The 9,084-nt window shown below is 68.4% G+C and carries 11 protein-coding genes and 1 pseudogene; 7 read left to right on the top strand and 5 right to left on the bottom strand.

Annotated features, from left to right (window positions below; translation table 11 throughout):
- Position 1: 1 nt before the first annotated feature.
- Positions 2 to 313, bottom strand: coding sequence for a phospholipase effector Tle1 domain-containing protein (locus AB0I91_RS41820; protein WP_499641818.1), 312 nt, complete (start codon positions 311 to 313; stop codon positions 2 to 4).
- A gap of 20 nt (positions 314 to 333) precedes the next feature.
- Here AB0I91_RS41820 and AB0I91_RS41825 point away from each other — a divergent pair, with 20 nt between their 5' ends.
- Complete coding sequence (locus AB0I91_RS41825) at positions 334 to 558, top strand: hypothetical protein (protein WP_499641820.1); 225 nt, start codon at positions 334 to 336, stop codon at positions 556 to 558.
- A 14-nt stretch (positions 559 to 572) separates the two neighbouring features.
- Here the strand turns inward: AB0I91_RS41825 and AB0I91_RS41830 are convergent, their stop codons facing one another.
- Both AB0I91_RS41830 and AB0I91_RS41835 read right to left on the bottom strand, forming a co-directional pair.
- Complete coding sequence (locus AB0I91_RS41830; protein ID WP_499641821.1) at positions 573 to 1,409, bottom strand: hypothetical protein; 837 nt, start codon at positions 1,407 to 1,409, stop codon at positions 573 to 575.
- Positions 1,410 to 2,426: 1,017 nt separating this feature from the next.
- Positions 2,427 to 2,642 (bottom strand): integrase core domain-containing protein, encoded by a 216-nt coding sequence (locus AB0I91_RS41835; RefSeq protein WP_498783172.1) that lies wholly within the window; start codon positions 2,640 to 2,642, stop codon positions 2,427 to 2,429.
- Between AB0I91_RS41835 and AB0I91_RS41840 the strand changes: the two genes are divergently transcribed.
- The gene (locus AB0I91_RS41840) at positions 2,630 to 2,764 is read left to right on the top strand and encodes a hypothetical protein (protein ID WP_498783170.1); all 135 of its coding nucleotides are present in this window, start codon (positions 2,630 to 2,632) and stop codon (positions 2,762 to 2,764) included. The genes AB0I91_RS41835 and AB0I91_RS41840 overlap by 13 nt on opposite strands.
- A gap of 342 nt (positions 2,765 to 3,106) precedes the next feature.
- Positions 3,107 to 3,325, top strand: a pseudogene (locus AB0I91_RS41845) (response regulator transcription factor); the annotation flags it as partial.
- A 20-nt stretch (positions 3,326 to 3,345) separates the two neighbouring features.
- On the opposite strand, the gene AB0I91_RS41850 reads toward AB0I91_RS41845, so the two are convergent.
- Positions 3,346 to 4,320 (bottom strand): AraC family transcriptional regulator, encoded by a 975-nt coding sequence (locus AB0I91_RS41850; RefSeq protein WP_498783165.1) that lies wholly within the window; start codon positions 4,318 to 4,320, stop codon positions 3,346 to 3,348.
- Between the two features lie 147 nt (positions 4,321 to 4,467).
- On the opposite strand from AB0I91_RS41850, the gene AB0I91_RS41855 reads away from it, so the two are divergent.
- From AB0I91_RS41855 to AB0I91_RS41870, 4 genes are all read left to right on the top strand, one after another.
- On the top strand, positions 4,468 to 5,358 hold the full coding sequence (locus AB0I91_RS41855) for an enoyl-CoA hydratase/isomerase family protein (protein ID WP_499641823.1): 891 nt from the start codon (positions 4,468 to 4,470) through the stop codon (positions 5,356 to 5,358).
- A 319-nt stretch (positions 5,359 to 5,677) separates the two neighbouring features.
- Positions 5,678 to 6,067, top strand: coding sequence for an HPF/RaiA family ribosome-associated protein (locus tag AB0I91_RS41860; RefSeq protein ID WP_499641825.1), 390 nt, complete (start codon positions 5,678 to 5,680; stop codon positions 6,065 to 6,067).
- A gap of 225 nt (positions 6,068 to 6,292) precedes the next feature.
- Positions 6,293 to 7,651 (top strand): alpha/beta hydrolase family protein, encoded by a 1,359-nt coding sequence (locus AB0I91_RS41865; protein WP_499641827.1) that lies wholly within the window; start codon positions 6,293 to 6,295, stop codon positions 7,649 to 7,651.
- 175 nt (positions 7,652 to 7,826) lie between these two features.
- Positions 7,827 to 8,243, top strand: coding sequence for a hypothetical protein (locus tag AB0I91_RS41870; RefSeq protein WP_499641828.1), 417 nt, complete (start codon positions 7,827 to 7,829; stop codon positions 8,241 to 8,243).
- A gap of 124 nt (positions 8,244 to 8,367) precedes the next feature.
- Here AB0I91_RS41870 and AB0I91_RS41875 read toward each other — a convergent pair.
- Positions 8,368 to 9,084, bottom strand: a 717-nt coding sequence (locus tag AB0I91_RS41875) for an RICIN domain-containing protein (protein WP_499641829.1), incomplete at its 5' end; no start/stop codon positions are given.

Genomic DNA, 9,084 nt, shown 5'->3' on the forward strand with positions numbered 1-9,084 from the left:
CTCAGCGACCTCCCCGGATGACGTCCGAGTGGACGCCGGAGAACCACACTTGCTCGACCTTCTGGGACGGCGCCGACTTCGACCGGCGGGAGTCCGGGATCACCGGGTACTCGCGGTGAGGTCTGCGCTTCTCGTCGATCGAAATGGCGGGTCGGACGGTGAGCGCGTTCGCGACCTGCCTGGTGTACGGCCACCGCATGTTCCACTGCAGCACGCCCGCGGCCTTGACGGTGTCCCAAAGGCCCATGTAGTGGACGGGGATGCCGAACCGGCCGTTCGACGGCGCGCTGAACGACTCGGCGAAGCGGTGCACCCGCCCCCCAGTCGTCGTCGGTGATGGTCTTGTCCGGGCACGGGCAGCGGGACGTCCTCCAGGACGCGGTCCAGCATCAGCTCGACCAGTTCGTCCTTGGTGGCGACGTGGGCGGACGCGACCCGGAAGCGCGAACGGCGTGGGCCGAGGCACTCGACCTCCTCGACCGCCAAGGCCGCGCCGACGACGCGACACGTGTTCGAGGACAGATCGAGGCGCTCGACCGAGCGACCGCGGATCAGTGAGGGCATTCGCGGCGTCAATCGTGGCCGTTCGGTAGCACGGGTGTACCCGAGTTGTCCGAAGCGGTGCGGAGCCGGCTCGCTGAGTAGGCCACCAACACGACGAAGCTTCCCACCAGGATGGTCGCGACCAGGGAGATGGAGTCGGGAACCGGTGCGGAACTTTCGGTGAAGCCGACGAGCGTGGTCACGCCCAGGACCGACGCCGAGGCGAGGACGACCGCGATCCCGGAGATGAGCCGGGTGAACGCGGGGTGGTGCTGTGGTCGGTCGAAGAACTTGACGGCGCACACGAGGACTGCCAGGACCACGAGAAGAAGAACCGATAACACCGCCCAGTCGAGGCCGGTGAAGCCCGCCGCGGCACCGTACTTCTGGGTGACATGGTCACGTGCCCCGCTCCACATCGACAGGACGACGACCGGGGAGAGCAGGAAGACGATGACGGCTCTGATCAGGTTCGCCATGGCCTGGCTGATGGCTCGACTCCGCGGAGCGTCGCTCTCCAGTCCGCGGACGAGGACGAGCATCGAGTACAGCAGCATGACCCCGGCAACACCGAAGCCCACCCCCGACACCGTCAGGAGCGAGGCCACTCGTGCGGTGCCAGCGGTTTCACCAACCACCACGGCGTAGTTCAGGCTCGACACCCCTAGGGCGATGAACGCGGCCAGCAGGGGGCAACCACTCTCCAGGGTCTTGCCCGCCGAATGGTTGGTGGTCAGCTGAGCCGCAATCAGTGCGATCAGGCTGGCGAAGGCGAAACCGGCCATGACGCCTGCGAGTTGGGAGTGGAGGCCGGCGACCGCAGGGAGATTGGGCGGCACCGGCTCGACCGAGGCGATGATCAACAAGAGGCTGCCCCTCCATCCGTTGTCTCCGCCGGCGACATCGTCCTCGCGCGGCACGGGTTACCCGCTCGGACGACACGAGTCGCGCTGGATGGTCATGTCGGCCATGTGGCGTGCCAGAAGTCGGCCGCATGGTCTGACCTGCGGTTAGGCTGCTCTGGGTTCGTACTCGTTGATTAGGCCGCCGACGACCGGGCGGCGGCGTATCGATGTGTGGCCCCGGCTCTGCGGCGACGGCCGACGCGTGCGGTTCCTGATCCGCGACCGGGACGGGAAGTCTCCGCCCTGCTCGACTCTCGTGGCGGCGCGGGCCGGCGTCGACCGATCAAGGCGATGATGGGTTTTCATAGTCGTGCGCCTTGCTGGATTATTCTCGAGTCCTCCAGTTTACCGAGGTCTCGGCATCGGCGCAGGAGCAAGTAACACGCTGTACGCGACGGGTGTGGACACCGTCGTTCGGTGGTCTACTGGCCGGACGCTGCTGTACAGCAGCGAAGTAGAGCAGTCGCGTCAATCGAAGACGACCACGGAGGACCGGCATCGACTGTCTGACGCCGGCAAAATCCATATATGACCTTCCCGCCGTAGTTCGTCATCGAATCGGACGGCAGATGGGAGAGCTCCGGCGAACACGTGGGAGCGGACTGTGGGAGCAGATTGGGAGCCGTGTGGCGCGTCCAGCGGTGTTGATTCGCATTCAACGGCTTCCAATGGCCGTGTTTTTCTTGCGCTGATCCTATTTCTGCTGGTGGAGGCGTTATTTCGGCTTCATTCACACCGAAGAGGTCACTGGTTCGATCCCGGTATCGCCCACAGTGTGTCTTACCTGGTCAGCGGCTCGTGGGCGATCTTCGTCTGCGGGCCGTTGATCGTTCGTGGGAGCAAGACTGGAGCAAAAGATCTTGACCACCTTTGCTGCTCCGAAGAGGTCCCAGGGTTTTCTCCCATATTGCTCCCACCGGGCTTGGAGTCCGGCGAGCATGGCGTCGGCCATTGGTCGGGTGACGTGGGAGTAGACGTTCATGACTCTGTGATCGGCTGGTCTGGTCGTGGTGGTGCGAGCTGTAGCGCCTGGTGTGGTCGGTGGTGGTTGTAGTGGGCCGTGTAGCGGTCCAGGACCGCTTGCAGGTGGTGTTCGTTGAGGATGGGCCGTCGGTCGGTGACTTCGCGTCTGACGGTGCCGACGAACCGTTCGGCGTGGGCGTTGGCTCTCGGGCAGCGTGGTGGAGTTCTCACGCAATTGGCTGGCGCTCTTCGGACGCTCCTCCGCCGCCGAGGACGTCGAACTGCTGGTGCTGCGGCACGAGGTCGCCTTGGTGCGCCGGACCAACCCCTCGCCCGCGGTTGGACTGGGCTGACCGCGCCGTGCTCGCCGTGTTGGTGCGTCGACTCCCCCGACTGCTGCGTGAGCATCGGTTGGTGACACCGGGCACCGTGCTCCGGTGGCACCGGCGCCTGGTCCCGAAGAAGGTGGACCCACCCGAAGCGGACCGGGCGCCCACCGATCGACGACACCGTCGTGGCGTTGATCGAGCGTGCGGCCCGGGAGAACGCCGGCTGGGGCTACCGCCGGATCCAAGGTGAACTGCTCACACTCGGCCATCGGGTCGCCGCCTCGACCATCCGCCGCGTGCTCAAGCGCCTACGGATGCCGCCCGCACCCCAACGCGACACCGACACCTCCTGGCGAAAATTTCTCCGCGCGCGCCGCGATCACGCCGCGCGAACGCGAGATGGTCGCTCTCGTCGCGACCGGGCTGTCCAATGTGGAGATCGCCGATCGGATGTACCTCAGCCCCTTCACCGTTCGCGCCCACGTGCAGCACGCCATGTCCAAATTGGACGCCCGCGACCGCGCGCAACTCGTTGTCATCGCCTACCAGACCGGTCTGGTGGCGGGAACGGAAAATGCCTTCTAGGCGGCATTTTCCTTGCGGTCCTAACTGATCGTCAGGCTCGACGGGGCGGGCGTCTCCAACCGGAAGGTCGTACCGTGGTGGCTGCGCGTCTCGCTGCGGTAGCGTCCGGGCGTGCGTCCGTGGGCCCGGGTGAAGGCGCGGGTGAGTGCCGGCACCGAACCGTAACCGACCGCCTCGGCGATCGTCTCGAGGGAGTCATGACTGTCGCGTAGCCGCACGGCGGCTAGATCCATGCGCCAGTTAGCCAGGTACGCCGCGGGGGTGTATCCCGTCGCGGCCGGGAAACGGCGGGCGAGGGTCGCACGGGAGACCGAGATGGCTTCTGCGAGCATCGAGGTCGTCCAGGGAATGGCCGGCTTCGCGTGCAGGTGCCGTAGTGCCTTGCCGATGACGGGGTCGTAGAGCGCGCCCAGCCAGGTTCCGAAGCACTCGGGGGGACTCACCGCGAGCCAGGCACGCAGCATCTGCACGAGCACGATGTCGACGAGGCTCTTCAGCACGGCAGGCGTGGCGAGCTGCGGATGGGCGAGTTCCCGGGCGAGCATGCGCACCGCATCGGTCAGCCCCGGCGTCCCCGCCTCGGCTCGCACGTGGACGAGAGCGGGGAGCACGGTCAGGATCTGGGTGAGCGCGGCCGGGTCGCTGTCGTAGTGAATCGTCACGATCCGCGTGGTCGAGGGCTGCGCCCCGAGGCTGATCACCTCGCCGGTGCCGCGCCCGCGAGCGACCACCTGCTCACACCTGTTGCCCTTGTTCGTGGGGTCGTCGGTGAGGCCGTGCGAGGTGCCGGCAGGCAGCAGGACCACGTCGCCGGCCGCCAGTTCCACCGGTTCGTGGCCGTCCGCCGTGAGCCAGGCATGGCCTGCGGTCACGGCGTGCAAAGCCGTCCCGGGGTAGTCGTCCAGGGTGATCGCCCAGCGGCCGCCTGCTTCGACCTGGGTGCTCAGCGCGCCTTTGACGCCGGAGATCGCCAGGGCGTCGGCCAGTGGATCCACGACGGTGACTTTAGCACTTGGATCAGGTCACGATGAGGCAGAGGATCAATCTTTTGCGACGTTCGGGCATGGCTCGCCTCAGGCTCTGCTTCATATGGTCTTGGGGCCGGATGAGTCGCATCCGGCCCCATCCGAAGAGGAGTCACCATGGACTACAGCACCTGGGCCGGTCTCGAAATCACCGTGGGGGGCGGCGTCGCCACCGTCTCGCTCGACCACCCGCCCCTCAATCTGATGGACGGCGTGCTGCTGCCGTCTTTGCGTGGGTTCGTGCACCAGGTGCGCACCGACGCGGACGTTCGGGTCATCGTGTTCCAGAGCGCCGATCCGGAGTTCTTCAGTGCTCACGGTGACATGGCCTACGTCACCGACCCGGAGGCCCTGCCTGCCGCCACCCGGGCCGCGATCGACGCCGCACCGGGGGCCGTGCTCCCTGACGGCCTGAACATCCTGCAGGCCTTGAGCCTGGAGATCCGCGACCTTCCGCAGGTCACCATCGGCAAGGTGGCCGGGTTCGCCCGGGGCGCCGGCAACGAGTTCCTGATGTCCCTCGACCTGCGCTTCGCCGCGATCGGCCGGTCCGGTCAGGCCCAGCCCGAGTCCACGCTGGCGATCCTTCCCGGAGGCGGCGGCACGGTGAACATGACCCGTCTGCTCGGCCCGGCCCGGGCCCTGGAACTGCTCATCGGCGGCCAGCTCGTCGGCGCCGAAGTGGCCGAGCGCTACGGCCTGGTGAACCGGGCCCTGCCCGCCGACGAGATCGACGCCTTCGTCGACACCCTGGCCCGCCGGATGGCGGGAGTGCGCCCCGAGGTCATCGCCGCGATCAAGGCCACCGTCCGAGCCGCGACCCCGCCCGTCCCCGACAAGGCCTACGCCGTCGAAAATGCCTTCCTGTACTCGCTGTTCACCGAGGACATGGTCGAGATCGCCCGGAAGCAGCTGGCAGCGGGTGTGCAGACCCGTGAGGGCGAGCGGGATCTCGAGGGGCTCGTCGACAGCCTGTCACCCGGCTTCCGGCACGTAGCTCAGCGGTAGGGCCTCACGTCCCTGAGGCGACGGCGTCCGTCACGGATCCGGCCAGACGTCCCCCAGCCGGTCGGCACCGGCAGGTCACGGCCGGGCCGCTCGGTGTCGCCGTCGTACCCTGGTACTACTGGCGGGACCACCCATGCCCGCGCGAAAGCCTCGGGCTGGATGTGTCAGGGGCATCAGTGAAGGTGGTCCGGTCGGACTCTGGCTATCTCTTGGGTCAGCTGCCGGACCGTGGCGGTGACGGGATCTCCTATTGCTGCGTTTGAACCGACCGCTCCCGTGGTATCGGTCAAGACCATTGCTTTCTGCTGCGGAGGTGCGAATGCAGATCCAGGTCAACACCGATCACAACATCAAAGGTGGCGAAGGACTGGCCACCTTTGTAACCGCCGACCTGGAGAGTGGTCTGTCCCGGTTCAGCGGCTGGTTGACGCGGGTTGAGGTGCACCTCAGCGAGGACGGGGGAAGCAAGCCGGAGGACAAGAAGTGCGTCATCGAGGCGCGACCGGGGGGTAAGCAGCCGGTGGCGGTCACCCACCACGCGACCACTGTGGATGAGGCGTACGCGGGAGCGGCGCACAAGTTGGGAAGGCTGTTGGATTCCCGTTACTCCCGCGCCCACGACCACAAGGGCAGCGACAGCATCCGTCACATGTCCGCTCCGGAAGACCCGGAGCGGGTTGGCGCGATCGAAGACGAGTCCCGGGGCTGATCAAGGCGACATGACGCTGTAGGCAGCATCGGTCGAACCTCCGCCCGCGCACCATCCACTAACGCAACATTGCGCAACTCGTCACGGAGCCGATTGTCATTGACGGTCGTTGCCGCGGCAGAACATCATGAGTCTGCTCGTGGTGGTGCGTGCCGGGTGAGGCGCGAATCGGCCGCACGGCGGTTCGCGGGCGATACCGGCCTTCCGGCGGGACTGGAGTTTCGGATGTCCGCAGTGCGCAAATTCGGTGTCGTGCTGGCAGCCGCGTCGATGCTGGCGGCCGGTGCGCCTGCCGCGGTCGCCGCGCCAGCGGACGCGACGCCGTGCCTCGGAACGGCGGCTTGCGCGTCCGGGCAGCTCCCCGACGGCACCCCGTACCAGTTCGTCAAGCCGAACCGGTGGAACGGCGTGGTGCTGGTGGACATGGACTTCGCCGACGGCGGGCTCACCGCGCCGCTGACCGCGGGTCTCGTCGAGCGCGGCTACGCCGTGGGCGGCACGACCAGGGCTGTCACCGGGTGGCGCATCGCCGAGGCGATCGACAACCAGGCCGCCGCGCTCGGGCGGTTCGAGGCGGCGTTCGGGCCCGCGCGGTGGGCGGTCGCGGAAGGCCGCTCGATGGGCGGGTTCGTGGCCGCGGGCGCCGCGCAGGTCCACCCCGACCTGTTCGACGCCGCCATACCGTTCTGCGGCGGGCTCGGTGGTTCGGTGGGGCAGTGGAACCAGAAGCTCGATACCGTGTTCGCGCTGAAGACGTTGCTGTTCGACGACAGCGCCTTGCCCGTGACCGGGATTCCCGCTGACGTCGCCGGTGCGCGTCAGCAGTGGATATCGGCCCTCGCCGGGGCGCAGTCCACGGCGGAGGGACGGGCGCGCATCGCGCTCGCCTCCGCGATCGGGCAACTCCCGGGCTGGGGGCTCACGGCGGACGGCACCGCGCCGCCGGTGCCGGCGTGGTGGGACGCGACGGGCATCGAGAACGGCATGTACCAGGCGTTGGCCGGAGGTCCGCTGCCCTACATCGGACAGGCGATGAGCAGCAGGCGCGCCATCGAGCAGATGTCCGGCGGGAACCCCTCGTGGAACACGGGGGTCGACTACGGCCGGCAACTCGCGTCGGCCGAACCCGGTCAGCAGCTCGCCGTCGTGCGGCTGTACGCCCGTGCCGGGTTGGACCTGCGGGCCGACCTCGGGCGGTTGGCCGCGGCTCCCCGCATCGCTGCCGACCCCGCTGCAGTGTCGCAACTGTCCAGGGGAATCGTGTTCACGGGCGACGTGCGCGTGCCGGTCCTCACGGTCAGCGGGCTCGGCGACCAGATCTCCACCGTGGCGCAGCAGCAGTCCTACGAGGCGCTGGCCCACCGCGAGGGCAACGGCCGGTTCGTGCGTCAGACGTACGTGCGGACAGCGGGGCACTGCACGTTCACCGTCGACGAGCAGGTCGCCGCGATCGACCGGATGTGGCAGCGGTTGCGGACGGGCGTCTGGCCCGACCTCTCGCCTCGCACCATGAACGGGCTTGCGGGCGATGGCCGTTACGTCGACTACGTCCCGCCCGTGTTCAACCGACCGTTCGCGGGCTGACGAACACCCGTCGACCACGTCGGCGAACATCGGATCGCGTGGTGGTGCCGCGTCCTCGAGAATCATCGCGGTGATCTCGTCGAGGATCCGGATCGGCAGGTCGTGGGTGCCGTACCTTCGGTGGTGGGTGTCGGGTCACAGCCGCGGCGGACCTGCCGCAATGGGAGGTGTCGGCATGATCTCTGCCATCGCGGGCGTGGGCGTTTTCCTGTTCCTGGCGGTCGCCGTTCTCGTCCGCCTGCGTGGCCGGTGGGCGGTTCCCGGGACGATCGGCCGAGCGCTGCGGTGGACCGGGGTCGCGGCGACGGTCGGGATCGCGGTCGTGTTGTACCCGGGGCTGTCCGCCGAGGGAGGGGGCGCCGCGGTGGACCTGCTCGGGGTGCCGCTGGTCGCTGCAGCGGCAGTGTTGGTCTCGGATCTCGCCGGCCGTGCCGTCGCGTTCGTCACGACGGTCGTGGCACTGGCGATGGCGGCGTGGGGGCTGGTGCTCGGCCTCGGGCTCGGGTTCTGCTTCGTGGTGCCCGCCCTGGTGTTCGGGATCGCGGCGCTGGCCTCGGTGCGACCGCGCGGCCTGGCAACGCCGAGCGCCTGATCCCGGGGTTCTCTCCGGTCGTGCCCGGGTGAGGTCCGACCGGGTGGATCCCAGCCGCTGACCGCGCTACGGAGGTTGGTCCGGTCGGCGGCGACCGCGGGGTTCGCGGTCGCCGCCGAGGGGATCAGGTGCGGGTCCACCTCTGGTTGGTGCCGCTGTGGCAGTCCCAGATGATGACCTTCGTCCCGTTGGCGGTGGCGCCGCCGTTGACGTCCAGGCACTTGCCCGACGCCACCGCCGTCACGCTGCCGTCGGAGTTGAGGCGGAACTGCTGGTTGGTCTGGCCGTTGCAGTCCCACAACGTCACGGCGGTGCCGTTGGCGGTGCCCCGATTGTAGACGTCCAGGCACTTCGTGCCGTCGTAGGCGCGCAGCTCACCGGCCGCGGTCGTGGTGAAGCGCTGGTTGGTCTGGCTGTTGCAGTCCCAGATCTGGGCCAGGGCGCCGTTGGTCGGCGTGCTGCCGGGGATGTCCAGGCAGCGGCCGGAGCTCTGGCTCACCAACGAGAACGACGTGGGCGCGGGGCCCCCGCCGCCGCTGACGACGTACACCGCCGTGCCGTGCGCCGGGACGCTGGCCGAGATGGTGCCGGAGGTGGTGGTCGTGCCGTTGGTCCACGCGTCGCGCAGCGTGAACGAGCTGCCCGACAGGCCGATCGCGCTCGCCGTGGTCGAGACGGTGGTCGTGCCGCCGCCCTGGTTGAACAGGGCGACCGCGACGTTGCCGTTGGACAGGCGCTTGGCCAGCACGCGGCGGGTGCCGTCGTTGGAGATCTGCACGGCCTGCAACCCGAGCGGGTCCTGGTTGATGGCGATGAGGTTGGCGTTCTTCAGGATCGTCTG

This window comes from Actinosynnema sp. NPDC049800, assembly GCF_040656635.1.
Taxonomy (GTDB): Bacteria; Actinomycetota; Actinomycetes; order Mycobacteriales; family Pseudonocardiaceae; genus Actinosynnema.

Coding starts and splice junctions, on each gene's coding strand:
- AB0I91_RS41860 (WP_499641825.1), top strand. CDS start 5,678: ATGCAGATCCAGGTCAACACCGATCACAACATCAAAGGTGGCGAAGGA.
- AB0I91_RS41870 (WP_499641828.1), top strand. CDS start 7,827: ATGATCTCTGCCATCGCGGGCGTGGGCGTTTTCCTGTTCCTGGCGGTC.
- AB0I91_RS41855 (WP_499641823.1), top strand. CDS start 4,468: ATGGACTACAGCACCTGGGCCGGTCTCGAAATCACCGTGGGGGGCGGC.
- AB0I91_RS41865 (WP_499641827.1), top strand. CDS start 6,293: ATGTCCGCAGTGCGCAAATTCGGTGTCGTGCTGGCAGCCGCGTCGATG.